Here is a 24,889-nt window from a genome sequence, read left to right on the forward strand (position 1 = left end):
TCCGTCTTTGTTCTAATAGGTTTCATGTTCCATTGCGTACATTCTAAGCGGATATACCCTCATTGTCGAAGGTGTCACCCTCGGCTATCATCCTGCGAATATCCTCGGAGATAATCGGGATAAACGCTTCGGCAACGGTCTGTGTGCCGACATATTCCCGACTGATAACCACCTGCACTTGTGCTTTTGGCATGATACGCTTTCTCTTTCTGTTCGCTGTCTTATCCTCGCCCATACTCAAATCTTCCTTTCCAGACAGGTCAGGGGAGCGTTTGAAAATGCCCCCACCCTGCCAATCAGACACAATCAATCCCCGCTGTTCAATTCTTTCTGCAATGCTTTAAGGAGTGCCGCCGCTTCATCAGCGGTCAACGTGATTCCCTTGCCGCACTTTTCACGGTTGGGGGAAAAGCTGCGGATGTCATACTTCGGCTCGTTCCCATTCCATGAAATCAAGTTGATTTCCTTTGTATACCCGCTGTCACTCGTAGACAATATGGCGATTTCCTTTACAATCTCATACTGGATTTCTTTCATTTCTGCCTTGCCTTTCTGTTTTTTATCTGTTCAGAGTTTTGTATTTACCTCCCGAAAAGAGAAGATTAGCGGCTGTCCCTGTTCCGTTTCCTCTGCAATTCACGCTCCAACAGTTTGATGATGGTGTCCTCCATCTGCTTGGGCGTTGTTCCTTTCGGGAAGTATTTCTTTAACCGCTCCATGCCGATTTTTACGGTTTCTTTCTGGTTTCCCTTTTCCTCCGTCATAATGGAAAATATCATATCCATGTCAAGCCGCCCGCTCTGGCTCAAGGTTTTCATCCGCTGTGCCTGTGAGAGTGAGGGCGTTGCTTCCTCGCTCTCCATTGTGGCAAACAGGTTTTCCTGCTCGTCTTTCTTCAAAAAGGACAGCTCCACCGCAGGCGTGAGGGCGATTTTCCCCTCGTCCACCATCTGTAAAATCGGCGGTATCAGTTCCGTCAATCGGATAAATCGCTGAACGGTCATCCTGCCAACGCCGAAGCCCTGCGCCACCTTATCGTCTGTCCGCAACTTCGTCCCAACTTGTGACGAGGTTAGGTCTGTGCGGAAGCCCTGCCGTTTCATGGCTTCGGATTTCATCTTGTAGGCAAACGCCCGCTCCGATGGCAGGATATTTTCTCGCTGCAAGTTGCTGTCTACAAGGGTGATAATAGCTCGGTCACGGTCTAAGGGCAGGACAAAAGCGGGGATTGTGTTTATCCCTGCAAGCTCCGAAGCACGCACACGCCGCTGTCCTGCAATGATTTCATAACCGTTCCCGTCCTCTTTCGGGCGTGTGATTATTGGCGTTACAATGCCAAACTCTTTGATACTCTCTGCTAATTCTGACAGCATTTCGTCCTCCACCACATGAAACGGGTTATCGGGAAACGGATATAAATCTGCGGTCTTTAACACCTTAAAATCCTGTTTCTTCATTCACATTTCTACCTTTCTTTCGCTCTATTCCTGTTGCTTTTCTGCAATTCTTCCAATACCTCTGGCGGGATTTTGGAGAGCAGCCGCCCCATCTGCTCGTTGGTTTTCTGCAACTCAAATATCCTCTGGTTGGCTTTTTGTACCTTTAATTCCTGCTCGTACTTTTCATCACGCATACGCCCCGCATAATCGGATTCCTGCCCGATTCTCTCATTCAAGCTGTCGATATACGCCTGCTGTTTGCCGATTTCCTTAGAGAATTTCTCCACGTCTGGGAGCCATGCCGCAATCAGTTCCAGAGCCTTGTCACGCTTTTTCCCTGCGTTAAAGGCGTTGATGTCGGAGAGGGCAGACACGATTTCCGCATATTGTTTATCCAGTCTGCCGCCTAACTTATAGAGCCATGTGGGGATATGCTTCCGCTTCGTTTCCATTGAGGACTGACCTCTTTCAAGCTGATTCCAACGTGCGGACATCCGCTCATGGTAGGCGGTCTGCCACTCGGAAAGGCTCTTTTGGTTGCCTAAGATAGACTTCGCTGACAGCTTATTGTCGGGCGTAAGCGGAACAAAACATAGGTGCATATGGGGCGTCCTCTCGTCCATGTGGACGACTGCGGAGAGGATATTTTTCTTTCCCACACGCTCCGAAATGAAGTCAAGAGCTGTCTGGAAATACGCTTTCTGTTCTTTGGGCGGTAACTGGTTCATAAATTCTGGCGAAGCGGTGATGAGCGTTTCCACCATCATCACGCTGTCTTTCCTCACTTTACAGCCCGCTTCGGCTACCATTCGGTTTATCTCTTTCTTGTAGGTGTAGCGGGGCGGCTTCACAAGATGGTAGTTATCTTTGGAGCGTCCCACGTCAATGTCTGGGTTGCTTTTATAGGCTTCTTTCTTCCGCTCGTTGTGGCGTTCGCAAGCCGCAACGCCGCCTGCTTTGCGTTTCTGGAAACGCAGGATTGCATAGGGCATAGTTCATCTTCCTTTCTTTCGGCGGGTAACTGTCACTTCCTGTCTTTGGTGCGTAACGGTCATGACGGTTATGACGGTGTTTTTGGGATACCCCCTCATAAGAGCCGCAACCGTCACGCCGATATTCTTTTATCCGAAGCGGAAAGCGTAGGATAAGCAGGGCGTAAGCCCTGCATTAAGGGAGTCCAGAGGGAACGTCTGGCACACGACTTTGCAGGGCAAAGTGTAGTGTGTTACACCCTGTAAACGCAGTCGGAAAAATCGGAGGATTTTTCTGACCGCAGGGGTGGCTTTATGAGCCGAAAAGGGCGAGTAATGCCCACGCCTGCATGTTGCGTTTACGGGGTGTTCTCCCGTAGGGATGACAGCGGCGGGGGTATCCCAAAAACACCGTCATCATCGTCATGACCGTCACCCTCCACATCTTCCTGCCTTGCAAGGGAAATCATCCGCCCGCTGCTCCTGCGGCTGAAATCATAACGGATATGGTTTTCAAGCAGGAAATCAAGACGGTATTCATTCATCCACTTCGTCAAGACATTCGCCGCTGTCCCTGTTTCCCCCAGAGCGTCCAGTAACTCGGTGGCTGTGCCAGTCCATCCCTCCCTGCCCTGCATGAAATCCACTAACCGAAAAAGAATATCTGGTATCGCTTCTTTCGCAAGCTGTTCCTGCTCTTTCCGTTCCACCAGTTCCCAACTGCAATCACGGAAGCGGAGCTTAAACTCCTGATAGGGCGTGTCCCTGCCCGTCACATATAATTTTGCGGCATTGGACGCGCGGTTTTCCTGTTCCAGAACAAAGGTTGCGTCCGCACTCCCCGTCAATCCCGTCGTGCCAGACACTTTGTTGAACACGTCGCTGTCATTCTGCTTTCGGATGTGGTGTACGACAATGACCGCCAGAGAGTGCCTGTCGGCAAAGCCTTTGATAAGGGAAATATCCCCATAGTCACTGGCATAAGCATTATCTTTGGAAGCGGTGCGGACTTTCTGCAAGGTATCAATGACAATGAGCCTGCTGTCTGGATATTCTTTCAGATAATCTTCCAACTGCACGATAAGACCGTCTGACAGCTTATCGCTTGCCACCGCAAAGTGAAGCCGCCCGCTTGCTTCGTCCGTCAAGCGGAACAGCCTGTCTTGTATGCGGCAGAATGTGTCCTCAAGGCAAAGGTAAAGCACATCGCCCTCCCGTGTCGGCATATCCCATAAGGGGATTCCCTGCGACACGCAGAGGCAGAGCTTTAACATGAGCCAGCTCTTGCCGATTTTCTGTGAGCCGCAGAACAGAGTTAAGCCCGTGGGTATCAGACCGTCCACTACAAAGGACGGCTTCTCAAGCGGCTCATAAAGGAGCGTGTCGGCATTGACCGTCTGTAACTTCTGCATGGGATTCCTCCTTTCGGGCAGTGTCTTTGGTTTTGCTGCACATAGGCGTTGACCTCCTTAAAAAGATTTACTCCCACGGAAAAAGCGGGAGTATGTAATGCCGCCAATCCCATGCCTGTCAAGAGCGGATTTCTTTTTCGGGCGGTAATAGTCAAGGTTGGAGATATTTCTTCATTTCTGCCTTGACCTTTTCCCTTGCAACCGAAACAGACTTCTGGATAGCGGAAGCGGTGCAATGCTCCATCTCGGCTATCTGATAAAAGTTGAAATCATACTCGTAATAGAGCAGGAAACGCCGCCTCTGTATCTCTGGCAGTCGGGCAACCGCCTTATAGAACATTTCATTTCTTTCTTTTTCAATCATTCTTTCATCAAGCGTTTTAGGCACTCTTAACGCACGTCTGTAAAGCGTTTCGTCCCATACCTCGTTAAACTCCCTGTGCCGCTGGTTCCATTGCTGAAGATTCCTGTTCCTGCGCTCCATCTGCCGAAATTCAAGAAAGAGCTGTTCTGATACTTCCAACTCGTGAGATTCCCCCTGCCCGTCCTTAAAGCTGATAGAATACCTTGTGCCGCCCTCGGCGGCTTCTTCTTTCAGCATGTATGTCTTTGCCCCGTACGCCATTTCCTTTCCTCCCGAAAAAAATTGGGTGAGAGGATTGCCCTCCCACCCAATAGCCCGTGGAAATGATTAAATTTCCCCGAAAGGATAAAAAATAGGCTTTAATTTTTTACGGAGCCGTTCAAGGCGTTTGTAGACCGCCCTTTCGGTAAGCCCTGCCATCGCCGCAATCTCCCTTGTGGAATACCCCTGCATTTTCAGCAGGAGAATGAGCAGGGTATGCTTGTCCACTGTAAGCAATGCCTGATACAGCTTCTCGTCCTCAATCTCGTCCAGTAAGTCCGCAACGGTATTCGGCTCTGCCTGCGGTTCGGTGTCCGCCATTCCCTCAAGGTATTCCCCGAAGTCGCTCGTCCATCGGTAAAACCGCCTGTTGGAATTAAAGTCTGCCCTGTCCTCTATGCGGATTTGCTCAATGACCGCTTCATCAACGCCACACTCCCGCAGCACTTTTTCTTCGGCTTCTTTCCAGATACGCCACTTCCTGTCCTCACGTCCGTGGTTGTATGCCATGTTCCTTTTCCTCCAATCTGAATTTTTGAAAATGTAAAAATCAGATTGGAAAGGCGGCGAACGACAGCCAACAGCGGAAACAGCCCTGCGGCATATTCCGATAAAAAACGACAAAAGAAAAACCGCAAAGGCTCTGTGACCTTTACGGTTATAGGAGATACATATTCTGTTAAGTGGAGATTCTACTTCTGGTTTCATGGCAAGAAGTAGACTTGCATGATTCGGGATAATTTTTTTACCTGGCTTCCTGCCATTCCCCGATATGCTATGTATAAGTCAAATCTGCATTGCATGAGCAGATAGATTACTGCCCGAAAAAAGAACATAAAAAATCCCCCACAAACTTCAAAACGAAGTCTGGGAGAGGATTTAAGTATGATAAAATAGCCCATCAAAACATCGTTTTTTTATTAAGTGGGCTTGCCCTATTTTTGATTATTTAGAAAACAAAAAATCTTTTACAACATCTACAAACTTCTCTGCATTTGATAATATGGCGGGATGATTGCCTGTTGGGAATAAATATTTTCTGCCATTCGATACAAGCTGTTCCATTTGATTATATTCCTCTTCAAGATTTCCACGGCACATTGTATCTTCCTTACTACCAACAAATAGTATCGGCACTTCAAGCATTTCTAAAGGCTTATGGAATAATGGAAGTTTTGAATCAGCACATTCTACCAACGCTTTTGTATTAAGGTCAACGACAGTTTCCCAATCTTTTCCTTGACACCATTCATAAAACTGTCTGGAAAAATCGTTACTTTTTGCTGTCATTCTCTCTTTTAGAAGATTTTCCGAAAAATCGCTTTGAAGTGTTCTCCCATCAAAACTATCTGCAACAACCTTATATACAAGGTCTGGACGCTCTAATGCAACATTAACGGCAACCCATGCTCCGCCGCTTGTGCCTATCAAATTCACTTTTCCACAATCTAAGTATTCCAAAAACGCTATCACCTGTTGAGCCTGTGAATACCATAAATCCGACGGAAATTCCTCTACCCTATCAGATTGCCCATTGCCAAGAAAATCCATAAGAATCACCCTAAAACTATTTGTATATAAAGGTATTATATATTCAAACATCTTTGATGAGGCTGTATCTCCATGCAATAATACAACAGGCAAACCTGCCCCTATTTCATCGTAATAAATGTTCTTATCCCCATATTTAAAAAATGCCATTTACCATTCCTCCTGCCTTTTTAAGTTAATTGTAACAACATAAAAACAGATATAAAACCTTATAATCTTTCTGTAAATAAAAATGCGCCATGAACAAATCATGGCACACTTTTATTTACAGATTATTTTGTTTTATTATCCGCTGAATACTTTTCTCGGATAAATAATACTTTTCTGCCAACTGCTTAATGCTCATTCCATCTTGGTAATCTGAACATATCTGGCAATTTCGAGAAGCTAAAAACTGCTTTGTATCGGTATTATCTCCCCAATGCTTTCTGTTTTCACTCTTTTTGGGGATATATATGGTTTTACCATCAACATATTTTTGTATTTGCTCTAATAACTCTTTCGGCAATAAATCAATCGGATTTTGACAGCCCACTTTGCACCTCCTAAAATTTCTTAGGATTAGCAAAGGCTATTGTCATTTGCGATTATAATATGTTTTTATTGATGTATGCAATAGCCTTTGCTATGCAAAAATTTTTGTTCCCATTTATCAAACACTTCCTTTCGCTATAATGCCAGTATTATAGCATATGCGTTTTGCACTGTCTATAAAATCTCATTCAAACGGGGAAATACAAACTTAAATTACGTCCATTAATTATAAATAATTTCCTCGTTTACAATCTCTCTCGCACACGCCCTTATGTTATTGAGCCACCCTGTCCATTCTAGGGCGTTTTCTTCCTTTAGGCGTTCCGTTATGCCCTGTGCCTGTTTCATGCCCTCTATGAGCCTTTCAAAGCGTTCCTGTGCCTGCCTGTCGATGTCGGCAAGATAGGTGTTGAGCCTGCCACTTGTAAGAAGATTGGTATATGTAACCTTTCGGTACTGCTTCAGATAGTCCAAGAGCCGCTGTCCCCATATGCCCATCGGCTGTTCTTCTTCGGCGGGTAAAGCTATACATGGAATTAAATAATCTCCTTGCCTTTCGTATCTGCCGCCCAGTTCCTCAAAAATCGTCTTTGCCATTGTCTGTTACCTCCACATTCTTTTTTATTTTGAATGTCCGCAAAATCCGTCCTACATCCGACGGTCGCCACGGGCAATCTAAATTATGGATGGCAATTAGCCTGTCCTGCACGTTTGTACCTGCACCCATCTTCGGGGTAGAGCCGAACAGCACACGCACCTCACCGCTCCTTACCTTTGCGAACAGCTCTTTTTTCTGTGCATCAGTAGTCGCTTCATGGATAAAACGCACCTGTTCCGCAGGGATTCCACGCTGTATAAGTTTCTTTCTCATATCATCATAGACATTATCAAACTGGTCGGGTATCATCTCAAAAGCATTTTCGCTGACTTCCTGCGTTTCTATTATCTTTTTATTGGTGGGTGTCGATAAATCACAAAAGGCGAGTTGTGCTGCTTTTGTGTCGGCGTGTTCCTCCCAGATGTGGTAAATATTATCCACGCAGGCGTTGACTTTGCTGTTCGGGTCGTCTGGCAGCATCGGGTCAATCAGCCTCTGGTCGAGTGCCAGTTTCCGCCCGTCATTCGTTATTTTGAGCATATTATCCTGTTGTGGCTTTACAAGCCTAGCCCTTACTTTCTCGGCTCGCTTGGCAAGCCCCGCCACCATTTCCGTCTGGATTTCGCTCGGATTGGTCTTGATATTGTGGTAGTTGACCTTTGGCACAGGCAGCTTTAGCATATCGGCAGTCTGAATGTCTGCCACCTCACGGAACATCTGCATAAGCTCTGGCAGGTTGTAAAATTTCGCAAACCTCGTCTTGGCTCGGTAGTTCGTACCCTCTGGGGAAAGCTCCAGAGCCGTAACCGTTTCGCCAAACGTGGACGCCCAACTGTCAAAATGCTGCAATCCGTTCCTTGCAAGGGTGTCATACTGCAAGTACCTCTGCACGGAATACATCTCGACCATCGAGTTTGAGATAGGTGTTCCCGTTGCGAAAATCACGCCACGGTTGCCCGTGATTTCAGGGACGTGTTGTCAAGTGTGTTTTTAAACTTTTATAATCGTAAACTCTTAATTTAACCGATTGCTCTGCTTTGATTGGCTTCCATAGACTATCAGAAATTCCATTCTTGTAAAGCCTGCTAACGCACCGTAAAACGGCTTCGGACTTGACCAGAATTCCATTTCTGATGCAGGACAATCAAGCCAATCAATGGCGGTTTCCGCGTCCGGAACACCGGTTTCCAAAATTCCGGAATGGAGGTTTCTTGAAGCAAGAATATTCATTTGAGTTTAGTAATTAATTATTAAGCCAAATAAAATTAGTATTTTCATCATATACAGCATTATAAATTATTTCTGCTAGCTGTTCTTCGCTTGCTGTTTTATTATTTTCCCCAATAATTCTACCTTCTGCATTATTATGTATGTCCATATTTTTATGTTCTAATTTAGTATGCCCATCTACCTCCAAACCCGTAATATCCTTATCCTCGTGAGCCGTTGCAAACATTTCTGCTTTCTCACTTCCGATTAATATAACCATTTCTGCATTCCACATACCATGTCTAAATGCATCACTCCTATCACCAAGCCCATTATAACCAAACTTTTTTTCTGTCTGTGTAGTTGCAATATTTTTGGCTGTATTTACTTTTAATGCATCAAGTGGATATCTAATGACTAATTTTTTTTCTGTATCCGTTAGAGAATTCCAAATATTACTTACACCACTATCTCTTCTCATAGAAACCTGTCTTACTATAAGCGTTTCTATTTCTTCATTCCCTTTTCTGGATTTTTCGATTTAATTTCAATAATAATCTTTATCAGTTCACCAAAATCATCATTTACTTGTATTGCTAAAGCATTATTTGCTGCCATAGCCTCAATATTAAATCCGATTATCATCCATATGCATATTACAAATGTCAACAGTCTTATTTTCTTTTTCATTGTATTCCTCTCTATACTTGTCGAATTATTTCTATTATGTTAATTTCCTTAACTTTTTGCAAAGGCATCAGTGATGATACAATTGCTGTAAATATAGTAATTCCAATAATTGTAATTATCATTTCAACAGGTAATCTCCATACGGTATTAAAATACTTAGCAACTAGATGACTATAAAGATAATAATGTAAAGGTACACCAATTGCTATTCCTAACGCCCCACCTCCACATGCATATAATAGAGCCTCCAGTATTACTATCTTTTTACATTGTTTTGTCGTCCCACCTACAGCACAAATCATCCCATACTTTTTCATATTATTCCAAACACTTATGCTCATACAATTTATAATATTAAAGATAGTTACCGCTATGATAGTTCCACAAAATCCATATACAAAGACTGCCATTGTTAAAAATTGGTTTTTGCTTTCTTTTTTTTTGTCGGTAATCAAATATACTAAATTTTTCTGGTATAATTTTAGTCATTAATTCCCATACTTCCTCATTTCCCTTACTAAATCTTATATCCAGTATGGAATAATCCATATTTCCTACTACCTGTTGAAACAATGCTTCTGCAAGCAGGCATCTCACACTGTCAGCCGAATCATATGGAAAATTCCTTAATACTCCTCCTACTACACACGCTATTGTATTGCCTCCATTACCTTTAATCAGTACCTCATCTCCTACTTCTAAACCACTTTCTTCATCAACTAATATTTCTTCTCCTTCTAATAACCTGCCTATATTTAATTTCCCAGAAATTATTTTGCTTTCTATCCATTCAAATTGCTGTTTGTCATATGATACAAGCAACGTAGAAAATACATTTCCATTTTTTTCCAATTCTGCATTGTTTACTTTACGTCCAACAACACTTTCTACACCACTTATTTCTTCTATTTTCCACTTTACTTCATCATGAATATAGTACTTACCTTCTTTATTATAAATAGAGGCATCCGGATTATATGGCTTTGTAAAATATGAACCTTCATAAATAAAGTTAATCATAACAGAAAAAGCAAAAATCAAAACAATATTCATTGCAAAAGAAGCTATCATAAGCCCAAGTGATTTTCTATTGCTTCCTGTCTGTCTAAGGCTAATTAGTAATTCTACTGGAATTTTTATCGTCCTTCTTTTTTTTCGGCATTTTATATCTTTCTGATAAGTTTCTTCATTTATCGCTGTTAATGGCGGAATACTGCATACATATCTTACCGGACTCACTGTCGCTATCATAACTGCTGCCAAACCAGTAAATATTCCAATCACAATCCCTGCTATACTGACTTGAAACACAAAAATATTTTCAAACATATCTTTATTAAGAAGTCGTAGCAATAATAAACAGCACCATGTCAAAACCACCCCGCTCCCAATCCCTGCGGGTATACTATGACACCATAGTATTTTTCCTTCTTTCTGCACACATCTTCTTAATTGTTTTGAATCTGCTCCTATACACCTAAGTAAGCCATATAATTGCTTTTTCTCATGAACACTTATATTCAAGCAATTTGTAATCATCAGAATACTTACAAGAAATACAAGACAAAATAAAATACCCGCTATCAAATATAAATTAGCGGCTAAGACAGATTTCCCCTTTCCCATAACTGCCAACAATATTTCATTTAACTGTATTCTGTTTTCTTCCAAATGATACTCTTCTATAAGTTTACATTTTACTTCATCGATTTCTTCCACATTTTGACATGTAATATAATAATCCCCACAACTATTTCCCAGTATCCTTCCGCCTTCTACAGACAACAAAAGACCATACACATCTCTTGCTGTAAGGGAAGAAAAGGTATCGCATACCCCTACAATGTCCAGGTTATACGTCTTTCCTTCCAACCTAACTGGCAGGACATCTCCTACCTTCAAAGCATAATCCTTCTTAACCTTTTTATCAATAACAACCTCTTCTCCGGTCTTTGCATATTGTCCTTCTAAAAGTCTGACATCAAACTGCTGTATGATATCCGCATCTCCGCATAGTATCCTGCACTCTTTCTCTTTCAATTCTCCTGTTGGTAACTCAACCAACCAGCCTGCATGACTTATTCCTTCTATTTTTTCTATATCAGTAATTTCAAAAGAAAGATTTTCCACTTTCATATGATAGTTTCCATAGATGTTCTTGACGGCCTGTATTTCAACATCTATTCCAATATCCGCCAAACTAAATACCGTTGTAATCATGCAAATAGCCGCCGCAATACATGCCACTGTAATAGTTGTTTTCTTTTTATGCATACGATAATATTTATATATGATTTCTAAATAATTATTCTTCCACTTATCTTCTTTCACTAACACAACCATCCTTTACATACAGTATTCTATCTGCTACTTTGGCAATATCATGATTATGAGTAATTAGCAAAACTGTTCTGCCATATTCTTTTGATATTTCCCACAATATTTTAATAACCTCCTGACTATTTTTGCTATCCAAATTGCCTGTCGGTTCATCTGCTAATATCAATTTCGGCTCTGTTGCCAATGCCCTGCCTATCGCCACTCTTTGCTGCTGCCCGCCCGATAACTGTGATGGAAAATGCTGTTTCCTTTTCTCCAGTCCCAATTTATTTATAATACTATCTATTTTCTTTCTATCCGGCTTATTATGCCCTAATGAAATGGGAAAAATTATATTTTCCTCAACGGTTAATTCCTGAATCAAATTAAAGGATTGAAAAATAAAACCTATGTTTTTCTCTTCTAAATACTGCTTGCTGATCCAGTGTCATCTCTCTTTGTTCTATCCCATCAATTACTATTTTTCCGTTGGTCGGTCTGTCTAACATCCCTACAATATTAAGTAAAGTACTTTTTCCAGAACCCGATTCACCTATAATAGCAATAAATTCCCCTTTGTGTACTGAAAAACTTACATGATTCAGTGCCTTTACCTCACTATCCCCCGAACCATATATTTTATCGACATTCTCCATTTCCAAAATATAATTATCCGCCATAGCAACTTTCCTCCCCAAACAAATACTTTTTGTCTATATCAGTTAAAGAAATATATATTTTTAATGCTTGTTCCGTTAAAACTTTTTGCAATTTGCAATTACATTCTGCCGGTATATTTATATTTTTCATTAACAAAAGATTATCATGCATACATCCTCCAGAGCATATAGACTGACATATACAATATTTACATTTTTCCGGAATTTTATATAATTGATTATATATCACATCATGTTCAAATACATTAGTGGAAACATCCCCCATGCAAAACTCCTTATCACCCACAAATCGATGACATGGATATATATATCCATCAATATCTATAGATATTGCTTTAAAACCTGCTGCACAATAAACATTTCTCTTCTTTCCTTCATGAATTTCTCTTAAAATACTATATAGATTATGTCTTGCAATACACTCTTTATATTTATCCCTCACTTGTATAATGATTCATTTGTTTTTTTGATAATATCATATTTTCATATCTTAATTTTCCAAATGGCGAAATTCATATATATTAGGGCGAAATTTGTACAAAAAAAGCCTCTCCATTGAAATAGGTCTGGTAAACCTAAACGATGTGAGGCAATAATATGTAAGTGTCTGTTAAATTTTCTATTTCTACAATAAAGCATATAATATAATTTTTACATCAAAAATATTATCTTTGTCTGATATCTGCATATCCCCCTTGTAAGTATCAACCACGTTCTTGACATTTTGCAATCCGATTCCATGAATCCGCTTCTCTTTCTTTGTGGTAATATAAATTTCTCCTTTTCTTTTTATTGCATTATCATAACTATTTCTGACACGAATAAAAAGCATACCCCGTTCATAATTTAAAAATAGTTCCAACCATCTTTCCTTTGACTGCTCAGCTGACTCTATCGCATTCTCCAATAGATTCCCGACAATGACATTTAAATCAAAGGAACGAATTGCCAATTCCTTTGGGATATTTATCTCGTAATTAACATGATTAAGAACTGTCTTTGCTCTGTTCAGCATATAATTCATCAGACTGTCTACTTCCTGATTTCCACTGCTGATATACTCATGTGGATTTTCAAGATATGCCTGCATATCACAAATATAGTCCATTACTTTATCATCATTTTGATGCCTCGCTAAAATCATTAATTCATTTAAATGGTGCTTCATATCATGCTTTAGTGTTCTTACTTTTTCTTCCGTTTGTGTCATAATATTTAATTGATTGGCATAGCTAGCAATCTGTCGTTCAAATAATGCTCTTTCCTCTAACTTTAAATAAGCATCAACTAAAACACCATATAAATAAAATATTAATAGATTAATAAGCAAAATCCCAACACTTACAGAAATTAGTATCATTCTGCTATTCAGGTTGTTCATAACCAATATTAGTAAAATCATTATACTAATAGCAGGGATAGCAATTAATATGTTTCCGTGAAATGGTATAAAATCCTTACTTTTATTCTTCACCAAAAATCTCTCTACAACAAATTCACAAATAAGTATTAAAAAAGTAGTAATGTATACTGTCATTCCATTTGCTTCTTCACCTACCATGTAATTACCAAAGGAATATACTGCTATAATGTCACAAAACATATTGATTCCATATATCAAAAGAGTAACCAATACTTTTTTCTTCTCTACCCCCACATATAATCGTGTAATAAAATAAATCAATAATAAATTAGTTATGATGTTTAATACGGGAAAGTGAAAAAACGAATGAACTAATACTGTCAGTGAAAAGAAAACAAAATAACATATCCTCTCCTTTCCCTTTTCTTCAATATTTATTTCAAAAAATATTGACATGAATCTTTTGAGAATGAATGTTCTAAATAAGTTAGTGCTTAAAACCGTAATCATTTCTGCCACATTATTTTTCCTCCCATTTATATTTCATAATCTGTTCCCTTACTAATTTTCGATATGGAATACTAATACTCAATAAATTATCTCCCTGCATTCTGATTGCTTCATAGGAACACTCTACCATATAATCTAAATTTATAATATAAGACTGATGAATCATGATAAAATTATGTGGTAATTCTGAAGCTATTTCTTTCAGTTTTCCATTAAACTGTCTTTCGCCCTCTCTTGTAACAATATTAATCTTCTTATTCTGGCTATAGAAAAATATAATTTCTCGAAAAGAAATCTTGTAAAAATAACCTTTCTGAATAATACTCAAATTTTTGATTTTTCAATTCGTAAAAATGAATGCTCTTTAAAAATACATTTTCTACAGTTTCTGTCTTTAATGGTTTAATTAAAAAGCCTATCGGTTGCACCTCAAAAAGCCGCATTGCATAACTGCTTTTAGATGAAATATATATGATAATTAATTCTAAATTTTTCATTTTCTCTCGTATAAAATTACCTACCTGAATTCCGTCTGTGGTAATTAAGTCTATGTCCAAAAACAGCATATCTAAAGTATTTTCCCTTTTTAAAAAATCACAAAGACTTTCTCCGGAAAACCATACACTTGTTTCTAGCCCTACCCCATGCTTTTTTCCCAATTTATAAATCATATCTTCCAGTTCTGCACAGACTTCTTTTCCATCATCACATATCCCTATATGAAACACATCATATCCTCCCCCAATTTTTGTTTTATACTCAAACTTCGCACTTGAATAAGTGTTTATGCACCTTGAACATTCAATAATTACTGGCATTAAAATAGCATGAAACCATCTGGTTTGGTATAATTGAGTTGTTCAAAACAATTAAAACACCACAGGCTCATGCCTCAAGTAGATATGGGGATTGCTCCCCATACCCCTCATTAGAACCGTACATGCACTATTAACGCATACGACTCAACCCAATATTCTTTCATTGCAAGGTGTGCCCCTTCCCTCCACCGTTATTAACGGTTTCTTTGGTACTATGAGCACTTCAGACTTCCTATTATCCATTTAATTTCCTCTCTTGTTCCCTTAATTGTACATCATACCCTATGCCAGGGGGATAATAAGACCCCAACTGTTCTGTATTATATATTTCTCATCAACCTCTCCAAGCTCTCGGACTGGGGGATGCCCCTGTCCCTCACCATAGCGGTTACAGAGATGTTGTCTGCTACGAACGCAAACGCATCGACCATTTCCGACCTCATACTAATTTGCAAGCTCTATCACTTCACTTTCGTTTCGGCTCTGTTGCCTCTGTCCTATGCTTAAATCTGATGTTGCCACTTCGACTCCAAGGACTTGGTACGGGCGGTTGATTAAACCTTTCCCGACAGGATTTTCCTGCTATATAATCAGCTATGCTGATTTCTCAGCTCGCACTATGAATAAAAGTATAACACAAAACAACCAAAATGATAAACAAATTTCTAAATCTATCCGAAGATTTTTTACTATTTTTTACTAGATTTCATGTTTCATCTGTATTAAAAACGGCTAATGCGTATAAAAAGAAGGGAACTCCTGCAGTGGAAATCTTTCAGTACCTGTTTCTTTTGATTTTTTCAAACAGAGGCATATAAGAACCTTATTTCATGAAGAAATACTCTGGCTTTTGCCAAGGATACTGTATACCGCTTTATGAAAATGGTCCAGATCAACTGGATCCGTTTTACAACCATTCTTGCAGGCAGAATCATCAGAGAGGCAATCCTTCCGCTGGATTCACAAGACCGCGCCAACGTATTGATCATCGATAATTCTATGTTTGAACGCAACCGTTCAAAAAAAACGGAACTTCTTGCAAAAGTATATGACCATGCCAGACACACTTATAAATTTAGTTTCCGTATGCTCACGCTTGGATGGTCTGACGGAAGTACTTTCCTTCCGATTAACAGTGTGCTTCTTCCACCTGAAAATAAGAAAAACTGGATCAATCAAGCAGAGCCTGTCGAAAAAAGAACCGTTGGTTATAAACGGCGTGCACTTTCTATGCAGAAAGGAACACATGCCATGCTGGAACTCCTGTCATCTGCTAAAAAAGCAGCCATTCCTGCAAAATATGTCCTTTTTGACAGCTGGTTTTCCTCTCCAAGCGCCCTACATTCCGTTAAGGAAACTGGGTATGATGTCATCGGAATGATAAAGAAAACCCCGAAAATGTTCTTCCGTTATAATGGGGAAGTCTAATGCTGGAACATAGACTGGATGTCCCTGCTCACACTCTCTCCCACAAGCAGACCACCATCTGCCTATTCTACCTCGCCCCTTTGTCATTTTGCCTTGCCTGATGCACCCTGCCTGCTTCTCTTTCTTTTATAGCCCTCTCTTTTTGCCTAAGCCTGTCTCTGACGCTCTTAGTATCCACCACTTTTTCTCCATAAGTTTTCTCGTACTCCGCACAAGCTGCTTCATAATTCTGATTCTCTCTTTTTGCCACATCAAGTTCCTTATAGAATGCCTGCATAGAATCAAAATGATGTTCTTTCACAATAGAAGAAAGCCTCTTTTTCATATTGAAAATCTGATTATCAAAGCTGTCGATCTCCTGCTGTAACTCCCTGCGCCTGCCGCCTTTGAAGATGCCCGTACATTCAGACAATTCTTTTTTCAGCATATCCCTCTGTTTTTCACGCCCGAATATTGCCTTGTTCTGGTCTTTCAGCCTGCCCTCAATCTCTTTCAGCCGGGGATATTTACTTGCCAGTACGGACGGTTTTGGCTGCGGCGGTCTTTCTGCTGGCTGCTCTTTTTCAACCAGAACAGGTTTTCGCTCCGCCTTTACCTGTTTAATAATGCTTTCTTTCTCTTTGGAAGCAGTCATTGAATATTCTGTATTCTTTTTCATATCGAGTTTTCGATGCGGATCTATGGGAAATGGTATCTCCTTTCTTTCCGGCTGAAATCCTGGATCATCTCCTGCATGGATACGGCTGTCCGTTTCTTTTGATGTTTCCTTTATGGCACTGACACCATTTCCGATCACTTTCTCCACTATATCAATCACCTTCTGCATGGCTTTCATAATCAGGAGTTCTAACAACAAAATCGCTGCCCTGACAATCTCCCCGAACAGCTCCGGCCTTTGTCCGTTCTGCTCCACGGATTCTTTTACTTTATCCGTTATCTCCGTCTTTTTAAGCTCCACAATCTCCGCTTCTGATACGCCGCTTACAATCGCACGGTCAACGGTTCTGTTCCACTCCATGCGTATTTCATTGTCCGATTTGATTTCCTCCGCTTTCGGATTATTTTTGCCAACCTTCTTTGTCGCAAGGTACGGACCGTTTTTATCAAAAATACTTAACCTGTCCCTATCATCAAGCACCATCTGGTTGATTAAATCCGTATAAAACACTTTTACCCCATCTAAAAAAGATTCTTGCTTAAAGCGTTCATCTTTGACAGTGAAAATTTTGCGTTCATACACCTCACCTTTTTTAATGATTTTACAGCCTTGACGGATATTCCCATCTCCGTCAAGAATCTCTTTCTTTGTCCTCACATGACGCCCCTGCTCATTGTAGAACATATTCCGAGTGGCAATTTTCTCTGTCGGCTGTTCCAGCCGCTTTCTCTCCGCAAATACCATATGGATATGCAGATTCGTTTTACGTTTATTGTGGTGGAGCGCAGCAAAGCACTCCACGCCGTACTTTTCCTTAAATTCGTCTGCCATCTTTTTCAAAAGATAGTCATGCTCATAGTTGATAAAACTCTCCGGAAGTGCAATCATCAGCTCCCTTGCCTCAATGCACTTCCCATTCGTGCCGCTTTTTTCAAATTCCTCCTGATTACATTTGGCAAGCTCCCGCCAGAATGCCCTGTCCGGCTCCGTTGTATAGACTTCATAGAGATGCTCCTGCTTGGCGTGGCTTGAAATATAAGTGATGCGCCCTGATAAGTCATGCAGCTTTGCCATTTCTATAAATGAATTTCTTTTCATAAACGCTTTTCCTTTCTTTTGGCGGATAACCTGCCACCGCATTTTTTGTGAGCAGCCATTATAGGACGGCTGTCTGTGAACCGATGCCCGTATCCGGGCAGTCTACGGCTGTCGCTTTCTGACAGCCGCAGGGGGCTTTGTTTTGTGAAGTCCCCTCTGCAATGCTGCACATCTGTCCTGAAATGTAGCCGTAAGCAGCAGCGCCATCTATGCGCCCGTCCTCTGGGCGGCATGGATAAATACAGTCCGGTTTTTTCGGACTGTATAAATTCACACTTGCGTGAATTTGCCCCCGGCAGGGCGAAATCCCCGGAGCATAAACCGAAGGTTTGTGCGTAGGGTGTATTTCGCTCTCAAACGCCGAGGGCTTAGGGGAGAGCTTGCGCCCTCCCCGGAAATTAGTTGCTGACACTCTCTGAACCACTCCGAAGCAGTCCGTGGAACAGATTCTTTACAGGCATAAAAAAGCCGCCTGCCTGAAAACTGGTATTCCAGTCTCAAAACAGACGGCTACATTTGCACCCTTATTTGCAGCCTTCCGGCTGCTTTCTGCCCTTATTTTGCGGGCTTGAATGCCCGCCCTTTATTATGCAGCCTTTAATGGCTGCCCCTTGTCCTTGTTTTGTAGCCTTTCGGCTACCTTTTGTTAGTCTTTTTTCAAAATACGGCTACATTTATACTTTGATATAAAAAATCCGCAAAAATAAGGCTACAGTAAACCTAATTACCGTAGCCCTGCCCTATAAATATATTAAAATGCGTCAAAATCAATCAAATCATTGTCCGGCGGCTCTGTGGCATTCTCTGATACAGCTTCTTCCTGCATATTCCCCGCATTCCGTATCGTTGCTTTCGTAGCAGCGGGAGAAACTGTGCCGCCCGTCACATTTCCACTGTCTGCGCCGTTTAATGATTCCTGCCCGCACACCATGCCGCCCTGCGCCGCCTGATAAGCCCCCATAGGAACGGATAAAGGAAAAAGCTGCATCTGTGCCATATACATACCAAAAAGCGCCGGGAGATTGGACATTACTTTCTTTTCAACCGCTTCCACGATACGCTCTGCAAAAGCATCCTCTTTCTCCCGTGTTTCCAGATAGGGATCATACTCTGCCGCCATGCGCCTGTTATAATAATCATTGACCGCCTCTATCACAAATTTATTCTGCGACTTGAACATCTGCCGTATCTTTGGGGAGTGCAGAAGCTCCCACGCCCTGCATTCGTCCCCTTTTTCCATGTTAAAGCGGATATTATGGTTTTTGTTTTTCATTCAAATGCGCCCCTTATCCGGCTGATGCCATTGCTTTCTGCCTGCGGAGTTTCATATAACAGAAATATTCGTAGCCTTTGGCGTTTGCCCGTATATCATGGTTAAAAGTAACATTATCGCTGTCATAACTGCCCACAAGCTCCACAACCTTCGCCCCACCGCCCATGACATACAGTTTCATAAGATTAGGATTGTAACCATGCGCTTTCAGTTCTGCAAATATCTTATCCACATAGGATTTTGCCGCTTCCTCCATGAGCTGCTGGTATTCCCCGCCCACTTTTGTATCGCCGCAGCGCAGATAATTCTCAATAATTTCCATCGGAAGTTCCTCCGCTTTTCTGTCTAAGATGTGGTCACGGATCACCTTAAAACACTCGCCCACGCCAAGCCGCACTGTCCACGATTTGCTTTCGCTTGCCTTGCCATTATTGAGTATCATCACGTTCATCGTCCCATTCCCAATATCAGCTACCATGTGCATACCCTTAAAATCCGGCAGGCTCTCCGCTATCGCTGCATAGCACTGTGGCATGACCGTACAGTCCACAATGTCAATCAAATAACGCCTGCCCGCATACTTATAATCTACATGACGGTTCTGCATCATATACTCCCGGAACGAATCCCGCTGTGTCTGAACCCATTTTAACGGAAGTCCCACCGCAAGATGAATCTTTGCCGTTGACAGCCCTCTTGCGTTCAGTTCCTTTGCTATGGCGGCAAGGGTAATGATATAATTATCGTCATCCATGCTCTTTTCCGCCACAAAATCCTTATGCCCCTCGCCTATGGTGTAATAGCTGCCTTCATATTCCAAATAATTCCTTGTAAAAATAGGCGGCTGGTCGCTCCTGCTCACGGAAGTCGGGAAACAGCACCTTGCCGTCTTATAGTTCCCATAGCCTGCATCCACGCCTAAAATAATTGTCCCGTTCATGTTGTAATCCCTGATCTTTGTCATATAAAAATCCTCTCTTTCATGGTTTGTTTTTAATAAAATTATCTGCCATACTTGCGTTTCACTTCTTCTTTCGTCGGAAGGCTGCCGTCTACGATAACTTTATTTTCCCCGGCTGTTATGGCTGCAACCTGCTCCGTGCTGTCTGTAAGCAGAAGTCCATCCGCTGACTGCCTCGCTTCCTCTATCTGTTTCTGCCTGTCTGCGGCATTTGCACCCTCAATCAGCTGCCGGATTTCCGGTCTGTGCTTCTTGCGGTATGCTTTTTGGTACTCCCTGCTGTACTGGCGGCGTTTCCGTTTCTTTTCTTCCTCTGCAATTTCTTCCTCCGAAAGTTCCTGCGCCGGAAGATCCACCTTCCCGATATAATTTAAGAAAATCTCAATCTCCTGCACACGGTCTCCATCCATTTTCTCTATTTTGTGTACCAGAACCTTGTCCACAAATTCATTGACGATGGCAGGCGTAAGTTCCTGAATGTCAGTGTATTTATGCACAAGCAACAAAAATTCTTCCGTCCTGTCCGTATCTTCTTCAAACTGCATGAGTTTTTCCTGAATTTCTCTCATGGAAATCTCAATCTCCTGCTGTTCCTTTTCATAATCGGAAGAAAGCATTTCGTATCGCCTGTCCGGCAGCTTTCCCATTGCGTTGTCCTCATACACCTTTTTAATCAGCAGGTCAAGGTCTGCAAAGCGTTTCTCTTTTTTCACAAGGTCTGATTTCAGCTTTTTTACCTCGCCTTTGTCCCTGACCTGTGATGCGCTCCGCATACTTTTTATAAATGCCGCCTCGTCCATGCGGACGCTTTTTAAGGCATACTGTATTGTTTCAAGGATAAGTTGCTTTACCGTGTCCTCTTTGATGGAGTGGGAACAGCACACCTTTCTGTTCTGCTTTCTGGCACTGTTATATGTCCCACAGTTAAAGCCTGCGGATGTGTGTTGGACTTCCCCGTTCGGAATCCCACGCCAGTCCCTGCCTGCCCTCGTTGTTCCCCTGCGGTAGTGCATTTTTCCACCACAGTCTGCACAATAGAGCTTTCCGGTCAGCATACTCCCTTCCCCGCTGGTATCAAACCTTCGAACAGTTTTTCTTAATTCCTGCACCATATACCAAGTCCTGCGGTCTATAATCGGTTCATGGGTATCCTGAAAAACAAGAATCTCGTCACTGCTGTTTTTGACTGCTTTCTTGTCCTTATAGGATTCCTTGTGGCTGCGGAAATTTACGGTATCTCCCATATATTCCGGTCTTTCCAGTATCCGTGCAACCGATCCGCCCGTCCAGTTATAAGGAGTTTCAAAATTACACATAGTTTTATAATTCCCCCTGTTTCTGGTCGCCTGATAATATGATGGTTTCTCAATCTTTTCTTCCGTAAGCTGCTTGGCAATCTGGAACGGTCCCATGCCATCCACTGTCAGCCTGAAAATCTTCCGCACAACCTCCGCAGCTTCATCATCGACAATCCAAAGATTTTTGTCATCAGGGCTTTTTACATAGCCATATGGCGGATTGCTCGTAATCGGTTTTCCCTCTTTCCCCTTTGCCCGCAAAACTGCGGTGATCTTCCTGCTGCAGTCACGAAGATACCATTCGTTCATGATATTCAAAAAAGGGGCGAATTCACTGCTGGTGTTGTTGGTACTGTCAACACCGTTGGAAACAGCAATAAAACGGACACCCTTCTCCCGGAAGAATACCTCGGTGTAGAATCCCACCTGAAGGTAATCCCTCCCCACACGGCTCATATCTTTTACTATGACTGTGCTGACGTCGCCGTTTTCAATCCGGCTTAACATCTGCTTCCATCCCGGTCTTTCAAAACTGCCGCCGGAAAATCCGTCATCCGTAAAATGCACCGTGTTCGTGTACCCGTTATTTTTTGCGTAGTCTTCCAGCATTTTCTTCTGGTTGACTATGCTGTTGCTGTCCCCCGCAAGATCATCGTCCCTTGAGAGTCGCTCATAAAGAGCTGTTATTCTGTTGTCACCAGCCGTCCTGTTGTTCATTCCGAACTCCTTTCCGGCGGCTGGCTCATCTGTGGTGAATCCATCTTAACATAACTTTCCGTGCCTGTCACCATTTCATTCAAAATTAAGCGGGGAATTTTTTCATCCAGCGTGTCTGCGTATCCCGAACCCGTATATACCCTGACCTTGAAAAGCGTCCCTCCGATTCTTCTGTAAAAAAATCCAGCCTCATGCGGGCTGGTTTCCATCATCCTGTCATTATCCGTTTTTACTGTTTCCATGCATCCTCCCTTGCGCATCCGGCTCACTGCCGTTATAATGTTTCTTATGCTTCCGTTATTTGTAACCATATTTTTGTGTTATCCGTATCCCATATTCCCATTCTCCTTTCTTGTAACCAATTTTTAAATAAAAAGAATTACATCTTTCACTAATGGGAGAAAAACGGCTATAAAAACGGAAGTGTTTTTGAAAAAACTGCTACAAAATTTTATTTTTTTGCAAAGGACTGACTATAAATGCCGAAATACGCTGAGTTCCAGACATTCAGGGAACAAAACTTAATAACCGAAGCTGACGGGGATATGCTCCACCGTGAAGCCCGTGCGCTTGCCCTCCGGCGTATCGAGGAAAGCGCACGGACAGAGGAGGATTTCAGGGAAGTCATTAAATGGTGGGATAAACTGGATGCTAACAGGGAACGCAGGGAAAGGGATCATGAAAAAGGACGCTCCGTTGTCCCTCTGGAATGGGGCACAGACGAACCATATCTTTCTGACAGGCCTTCCTATGACACGGTTTTAAGAAGGCTCATGCTTGCAGGCGATTTCATTGACCTCATATTTGACTGCCCGGAAACGCTACATGAACTTGTCACGGATGCGGATTTATCAAGAATATTAAAAGACCTGAAACCGCATCTCAAAAATATGCTCTATTATCTGTTCCTGCATGATTACTCTGCTGCGGAGTATGCGGAGAACATCGGACAGTCAGACCGGAATATCCGTGGCATTCGGGAGACTGCACTGAAAAAGATACGGAAACTTTATGGCGGCATACTCGCATACAGACAAGAGAACAGCCTTCCGATGACGATTGATGAAAAATATTTCTTAAACAATGGCGTGCGGAAGAAAAAGGACAGCAGACAGCTTGACCGATAACAGGTAACTGCTTATAATATAGGAAGTATTACATCAGATGATGCAATGAGCGCAAGAGAGGAAAGAGGGAGCTTGCTCACTCTTGACGAACGGCGAATGCCGATCATGAACGAAGTTCATGATATGATAGATTGATGGATTGGAGCAGATTTTCTATGAAGAATTTATTTGAACATACCAGCGCACCGTGGATTCGGTACAGCAACTACGAATATAAAACAGATAATAATGACAATCTTTACATAACCGTTTCCAAAGATGCCAAGCCGGAAATGTACCGCCCCATGCAGAAAGCAGGACAACTCGTTATGGATGCCGTAAATGTCGGACTTGCCGCCATGCACAAAGTCCCGGAAGAAGAACTGAAAGAATCTGTCCTCGGTTTTGTGCGGAAGTACGGTTTCCTCGGCTTTATGACCGCCCTGCCGACAACAGCGGATTTTATCACCTATGAATCCGTGTATCTTCCCAAGAACCACTTTATAAAGGAAGAATCCCTCTCCACTGAGGATTACCTTTCTTATTTCTATCCTTTTAATAAGCCGGATTTCAGAAAAAAAGGCGTGGAATCGGGATGGTCTGTGACTGACCGTGAGGGCATTGCAATCGCAATGGCTATGGGGAATGCGCCGCAGGCTGTGACGATGGGATTCCAGAAGGAATATGCCGAAAAGTACGACTGGATTGTGAAAGAGTTTACTGACCTTGCGTTTACGTTTATGACAAGTTTCCTTTATTACCTCGATTATGATTCGCTTGACGAAGATACCCGCAGCCTGTACCGTCAGGGCATTTCCGCTTTCGGCGGTATTGCCCCAACTTACCGGATCGCACTTGAAAAGGATGCGCCCGTCATTGTATGGGACTTCCATTCCCTACTTATCATGGTTCAGATGTGTTTCTCCTTCATGCTCACGGATAAGGACAGCGATATGCGGATGTGCAAGCACTGTAAAAAAGCTTTTATTGCAAGCAGAAAAGGAAATGAGTTTTGCAGTCCGCAATGTAAAAACCAATATAATGTATACAAATCAAGAGAAAAGAAAAAGGGGAACAAAAACGATGATTGAAAACAGGAATGTAAATATCATAACCGATGCTGACGGTAAAAAGCTGGCCTTGATTAACGATATACGTTTCAAGGGCAAACGGCAGATTGACTGGGATGATGTAAAACAATATCTTGAGGGATATGTCGGTGACTATTACGAAATTGAAGAAAGTGCAGAACGTATTTATATCGGAAATGAACTTCCGGAAGAATACACGGAATCAGAGAGCCGTAAAAGCCTTATGGGGGCTAATGCGAAAGCTAAGGCAAATGCCGCCACTGCAATACCGGAGCTGATCCAGATAGCATCCAATCCGGCTTATGAGGAAAACCGCAAGGAAAAACACAATAAAAATGCCAAATTCGGCTGGTACAGGTATGATGTCCGTTTTGCCCTCCCGGTCTATGAAGAAAACGTACTCGTCAGATACAATATTTTCCATGCCCGGCTTCTAATCAACCACGCTGAAAACGGCAAAAAATATCTGTATGACATTTTGGCAGTAAAAAAAGAAACGAGCAAGCCGTAACAAGATGTACGGTGAAAACCCATTTCTTA

At 42.0% G+C, this 24,889-nt stretch carries 28 protein-coding genes and 3 pseudogenes; 4 read left to right on the forward strand and 27 right to left on the reverse strand.

All coding sequences use genetic code 11. From position 1 onward, the window contains the following. Positions 1 to 43: 43 nt before the first annotated feature. From GN277_RS14355 to GN277_RS14465, 21 genes and pseudogenes are all read right to left on the reverse strand, one after another. The gene (locus GN277_RS14355) at positions 44 to 304 is read right to left on the reverse strand and encodes a stage II sporulation protein R (protein ID WP_456300590.1); all 261 of its coding nucleotides are present in this window, start codon (positions 302 to 304) and stop codon (positions 44 to 46) included. A 2-nt stretch (positions 305 to 306) separates the two neighbouring features. Then, the gene (locus GN277_RS14360) at positions 307 to 537 is read right to left on the reverse strand and encodes a YdbC family protein (RefSeq protein ID WP_159751659.1); all 231 of its coding nucleotides are present in this window, start codon (positions 535 to 537) and stop codon (positions 307 to 309) included. Positions 538 to 602: 65 nt separating this feature from the next. After that, positions 603 to 1,457 (reverse strand): ParB/RepB/Spo0J family partition protein, encoded by an 855-nt coding sequence (locus GN277_RS14365; protein WP_159751660.1) that lies wholly within the window; start codon positions 1,455 to 1,457, stop codon positions 603 to 605. Between the two features lie 8 nt (positions 1,458 to 1,465). Further along, entirely contained in the window at positions 1,466 to 2,431 is a 966-nt protein-coding gene (gene mobV / locus GN277_RS14370) for a MobV family relaxase (RefSeq protein ID WP_159751661.1), read from the reverse strand. 338 nt (positions 2,432 to 2,769) lie between these two features. Next, positions 2,770 to 3,822 (reverse strand): AAA family ATPase, encoded by a 1,053-nt coding sequence (locus GN277_RS14380; protein WP_159751662.1) that lies wholly within the window; start codon positions 3,820 to 3,822, stop codon positions 2,770 to 2,772. A 151-nt stretch (positions 3,823 to 3,973) separates the two neighbouring features. Further along, positions 3,974 to 4,447: an RNA polymerase sigma factor gene (locus tag GN277_RS14385; RefSeq protein WP_159751663.1), complete on the reverse strand. Its 474-nt coding sequence runs from the start codon at positions 4,445 to 4,447 to the stop codon at positions 3,974 to 3,976. A gap of 66 nt (positions 4,448 to 4,513) precedes the next feature. Further along, positions 4,514 to 4,957 carry a sigma factor-like helix-turn-helix DNA-binding protein gene (locus tag GN277_RS14390; RefSeq protein WP_159756793.1) on the reverse strand — a complete coding sequence of 148 codons (444 nt, stop codon included), beginning with the start codon at positions 4,955 to 4,957 and terminating at the stop codon, positions 4,514 to 4,516. 435 nt (positions 4,958 to 5,392) lie between these two features. Further along, a complete protein-coding gene (locus GN277_RS14400) occupies positions 5,393 to 6,148 on the reverse strand; it encodes an alpha/beta fold hydrolase (RefSeq protein WP_159751664.1) in 756 nt (251 codons plus the stop codon). 115 nt (positions 6,149 to 6,263) lie between these two features. After that, on the reverse strand, positions 6,264 to 6,533 hold the full coding sequence (locus GN277_RS14405) for a CD3324 family protein (RefSeq protein ID WP_159751665.1): 270 nt from the start codon (positions 6,531 to 6,533) through the stop codon (positions 6,264 to 6,266). A 221-nt stretch (positions 6,534 to 6,754) separates the two neighbouring features. Further along, on the reverse strand, positions 6,755 to 7,129 hold the full coding sequence (locus GN277_RS14410; protein ID WP_159751666.1) for a TnpV protein: 375 nt from the start codon (positions 7,127 to 7,129) through the stop codon (positions 6,755 to 6,757). Next, a pseudogene (locus GN277_RS14415) lies at positions 7,110 to 8,108 on the reverse strand (LPD25 domain-containing protein); the annotation flags it as partial. The pseudogene GN277_RS14415 and the gene GN277_RS14410, both read right to left, overlap by 20 nt. A 36-nt stretch (positions 8,109 to 8,144) precedes the next feature. Next, positions 8,145 to 8,321, reverse strand: a complete 177-nt coding sequence (locus GN277_RS14420; protein ID WP_159751667.1) for a hypothetical protein — start codon at positions 8,319 to 8,321, stop codon at positions 8,145 to 8,147. Between the two features lie 52 nt (positions 8,322 to 8,373). Further along, positions 8,374 to 8,820 (reverse strand): DUF6973 domain-containing protein, encoded by a 447-nt coding sequence (locus tag GN277_RS14425; protein ID WP_159751668.1) that lies wholly within the window; start codon positions 8,818 to 8,820, stop codon positions 8,374 to 8,376. Positions 8,821 to 8,846: 26 nt separating this feature from the next. Next, positions 8,847 to 9,029 carry a hypothetical protein gene (locus tag GN277_RS14430; protein ID WP_159751669.1) on the reverse strand — a complete coding sequence of 61 codons (183 nt, stop codon included), beginning with the start codon at positions 9,027 to 9,029 and terminating at the stop codon, positions 8,847 to 8,849. 11 nt (positions 9,030 to 9,040) lie between these two features. Beyond that, a complete protein-coding gene (locus GN277_RS14435) occupies positions 9,041 to 9,439 on the reverse strand; it encodes an FtsX-like permease family protein (protein WP_159751670.1) in 399 nt (132 codons plus the stop codon). Beyond that, positions 9,384 to 11,360, reverse strand: a complete 1,977-nt coding sequence (locus tag GN277_RS14440) for an ABC transporter permease (protein ID WP_159751671.1) — start codon at positions 11,358 to 11,360, stop codon at positions 9,384 to 9,386. The genes GN277_RS14435 and GN277_RS14440 overlap by 56 nt, the downstream gene beginning before the upstream one ends. Continuing rightward, positions 11,347 to 12,028: pseudogene (locus GN277_RS14445) on the reverse strand (ABC transporter ATP-binding protein). Before GN277_RS14445 ends, GN277_RS14440 begins: the two are co-directional and overlap by 14 nt. Next, positions 12,018 to 12,470 (reverse strand): SPASM domain-containing protein, encoded by a 453-nt coding sequence (locus GN277_RS14450; protein WP_159751672.1) that lies wholly within the window; start codon positions 12,468 to 12,470, stop codon positions 12,018 to 12,020. Before GN277_RS14450 ends, GN277_RS14445 begins: the two are co-directional and overlap by 11 nt. 183 nt (positions 12,471 to 12,653) lie before the next feature. Beyond that, positions 12,654 to 13,901, reverse strand: a complete 1,248-nt coding sequence (locus tag GN277_RS14455; protein ID WP_244324974.1) for a sensor histidine kinase — start codon at positions 13,899 to 13,901, stop codon at positions 12,654 to 12,656. 10 nt (positions 13,902 to 13,911) lie between these two features. Next, positions 13,912 to 14,229, reverse strand: coding sequence for a LytR/AlgR family response regulator transcription factor (locus tag GN277_RS32420; RefSeq protein WP_159751673.1), 318 nt, complete (start codon positions 14,227 to 14,229; stop codon positions 13,912 to 13,914). Beyond that, a complete protein-coding gene (locus GN277_RS14465) occupies positions 14,165 to 14,719 on the reverse strand; it encodes a response regulator (protein ID WP_159751674.1) in 555 nt (184 codons plus the stop codon). The genes GN277_RS32420 and GN277_RS14465 overlap by 65 nt, the downstream gene beginning before the upstream one ends. Positions 14,720 to 15,338: 619 nt before the next feature. Here GN277_RS14465 and GN277_RS14470 point away from each other — a divergent pair. Next, positions 15,339 to 16,141 (forward strand): annotated as a pseudogene (locus GN277_RS14470) (IS4 family transposase); the annotation flags it as partial. 73 nt (positions 16,142 to 16,214) lie between these two features. On the opposite strand, the gene GN277_RS14475 reads toward GN277_RS14470, so the two are convergent. The 6 genes from GN277_RS14475 to GN277_RS14500 form a co-directional block, all read right to left on the reverse strand. After that, positions 16,215 to 17,903, reverse strand: a complete 1,689-nt coding sequence (locus GN277_RS14475; RefSeq protein WP_016227172.1) for a hypothetical protein — start codon at positions 17,901 to 17,903, stop codon at positions 16,215 to 16,217. 58 nt (positions 17,904 to 17,961) lie between these two features. Next, positions 17,962 to 18,177, reverse strand: a complete 216-nt coding sequence (locus tag GN277_RS14480; RefSeq protein ID WP_120472278.1) for a hypothetical protein — start codon at positions 18,175 to 18,177, stop codon at positions 17,962 to 17,964. Positions 18,178 to 18,654: 477 nt separating this feature from the next. Then, complete coding sequence (locus tag GN277_RS14485; RefSeq protein ID WP_016227173.1) at positions 18,655 to 19,176, reverse strand: hypothetical protein; 522 nt, start codon at positions 19,174 to 19,176, stop codon at positions 18,655 to 18,657. A 13-nt stretch (positions 19,177 to 19,189) separates the two neighbouring features. After that, entirely contained in the window at positions 19,190 to 20,140 is a 951-nt protein-coding gene (locus GN277_RS14490; RefSeq protein ID WP_016227174.1) for a ParM/StbA family protein, read from the reverse strand. A 38-nt stretch (positions 20,141 to 20,178) separates the two neighbouring features. Next, positions 20,179 to 22,152, reverse strand: a complete 1,974-nt coding sequence (locus tag GN277_RS14495) for a recombinase family protein (RefSeq protein ID WP_016227175.1) — start codon at positions 22,150 to 22,152, stop codon at positions 20,179 to 20,181. Continuing rightward, complete coding sequence (locus GN277_RS14500) at positions 22,149 to 22,394, reverse strand: hypothetical protein (RefSeq protein WP_031271196.1); 246 nt, start codon at positions 22,392 to 22,394, stop codon at positions 22,149 to 22,151. Before GN277_RS14500 ends, GN277_RS14495 begins: the two co-directional genes overlap by 4 nt. Positions 22,395 to 22,631: 237 nt before the next feature. On the opposite strand from GN277_RS14500, the gene GN277_RS14505 reads away from it, so the two are divergent. The 3 genes from GN277_RS14505 to GN277_RS14515 all read left to right on the forward strand — a co-directional run bounded on the left by GN277_RS14505 (position 22,632) and on the right by GN277_RS14515 (position 24,860). Further along, positions 22,632 to 23,279, forward strand: a complete 648-nt coding sequence (locus GN277_RS14505) for a sigma-70 RNA polymerase sigma factor region 4 domain-containing protein (RefSeq protein ID WP_016227177.1) — start codon at positions 22,632 to 22,634, stop codon at positions 23,277 to 23,279. A 155-nt stretch (positions 23,280 to 23,434) separates the two neighbouring features. Beyond that, positions 23,435 to 24,349, forward strand: coding sequence for a hypothetical protein (locus GN277_RS14510; RefSeq protein WP_016227178.1), 915 nt, complete (start codon positions 23,435 to 23,437; stop codon positions 24,347 to 24,349). Continuing rightward, positions 24,342 to 24,860: a hypothetical protein gene (locus tag GN277_RS14515; RefSeq protein WP_016227179.1), complete on the forward strand. Its 519-nt coding sequence runs from the start codon at positions 24,342 to 24,344 to the stop codon at positions 24,858 to 24,860. The genes GN277_RS14510 and GN277_RS14515 overlap by 8 nt, the downstream gene beginning before the upstream one ends. The last annotated feature ends 29 nt before the right edge of the window (positions 24,861 to 24,889 follow it).

The organism is Sporofaciens musculi (assembly GCF_009830285.1).
Lineage (GTDB): Bacteria > Bacillota > Clostridia > Lachnospirales > Lachnospiraceae > Sporofaciens > Sporofaciens musculi.

Bases quoted from the DNA above. Each gene is read 5' to 3' on its own strand.
- GN277_RS14505 (WP_016227177.1), top strand. From the start codon at position 22,632: ATGCCGAAATACGCTGAGTTCCAGACATTCAGGGAACAAAACTTAATA.
- GN277_RS14475 (WP_016227172.1), bottom strand. From the start codon at position 17,903: ATGAAAAGAAATTCATTTATAGAAATGGCAAAGCTGCATGACTTATCA.
- GN277_RS14430 (WP_159751669.1), bottom strand. From the start codon at position 9,029: ATGAAAAAGAAAATAAGACTGTTGACATTTGTAATATGCATATGGATG.
- GN277_RS14435 (WP_159751670.1), bottom strand. From the start codon at position 9,439: ATGGCAGTCTTTGTATATGGATTTTGTGGAACTATCATAGCGGTAACT.
- GN277_RS14495 (WP_016227175.1), bottom strand. From the start codon at position 22,152: ATGAACAACAGGACGGCTGGTGACAACAGAATAACAGCTCTTTATGAG.
- GN277_RS14425 (WP_159751668.1), bottom strand. From the start codon at position 8,820: ATGAGAAGAGATAGTGGTGTAAGTAATATTTGGAATTCTCTAACGGAT.
- GN277_RS14455 (WP_244324974.1), bottom strand. From the start codon at position 13,901: ATGATTACGGTTTTAAGCACTAACTTATTTAGAACATTCATTCTCAAA.
- GN277_RS14360 (WP_159751659.1), bottom strand. From the start codon at position 537: ATGAAAGAAATCCAGTATGAGATTGTAAAGGAAATCGCCATATTGTCT.
- GN277_RS14485 (WP_016227173.1), bottom strand. From the start codon at position 19,176: ATGAAAAACAAAAACCATAATATCCGCTTTAACATGGAAAAAGGGGAC.
- GN277_RS14365 (WP_159751660.1), bottom strand. From the start codon at position 1,457: ATGAAGAAACAGGATTTTAAGGTGTTAAAGACCGCAGATTTATATCCG.
- GN277_RS14400 (WP_159751664.1), bottom strand. From the start codon at position 6,148: ATGGCATTTTTTAAATATGGGGATAAGAACATTTATTACGATGAAATA.
- GN277_RS14510 (WP_016227178.1), top strand. From the start codon at position 23,435: ATGAAGAATTTATTTGAACATACCAGCGCACCGTGGATTCGGTACAGC.
- mobV (WP_159751661.1), bottom strand. From the start codon at position 2,431: ATGCCCTATGCAATCCTGCGTTTCCAGAAACGCAAAGCAGGCGGCGTT.
- GN277_RS14385 (WP_159751663.1), bottom strand. From the start codon at position 4,447: ATGGCGTACGGGGCAAAGACATACATGCTGAAAGAAGAAGCCGCCGAG.
- GN277_RS14465 (WP_159751674.1), bottom strand. From the start codon at position 14,719: ATGCCAGTAATTATTGAATGTTCAAGGTGCATAAACACTTATTCAAGT.
- GN277_RS14515 (WP_016227179.1), top strand. From the start codon at position 24,342: ATGATTGAAAACAGGAATGTAAATATCATAACCGATGCTGACGGTAAA.
- GN277_RS14410 (WP_159751666.1), bottom strand. From the start codon at position 7,129: ATGGCAAAGACGATTTTTGAGGAACTGGGCGGCAGATACGAAAGGCAA.
- GN277_RS14490 (WP_016227174.1), bottom strand. From the start codon at position 20,140: ATGACAAAGATCAGGGATTACAACATGAACGGGACAATTATTTTAGGC.
- GN277_RS14380 (WP_159751662.1), bottom strand. From the start codon at position 3,822: ATGCAGAAGTTACAGACGGTCAATGCCGACACGCTCCTTTATGAGCCG.
- GN277_RS14390 (WP_159756793.1), bottom strand. From the start codon at position 4,957: ATGGCATACAACCACGGACGTGAGGACAGGAAGTGGCGTATCTGGAAA.
- GN277_RS14500 (WP_031271196.1), bottom strand. From the start codon at position 22,394: ATGGAAACAGTAAAAACGGATAATGACAGGATGATGGAAACCAGCCCG.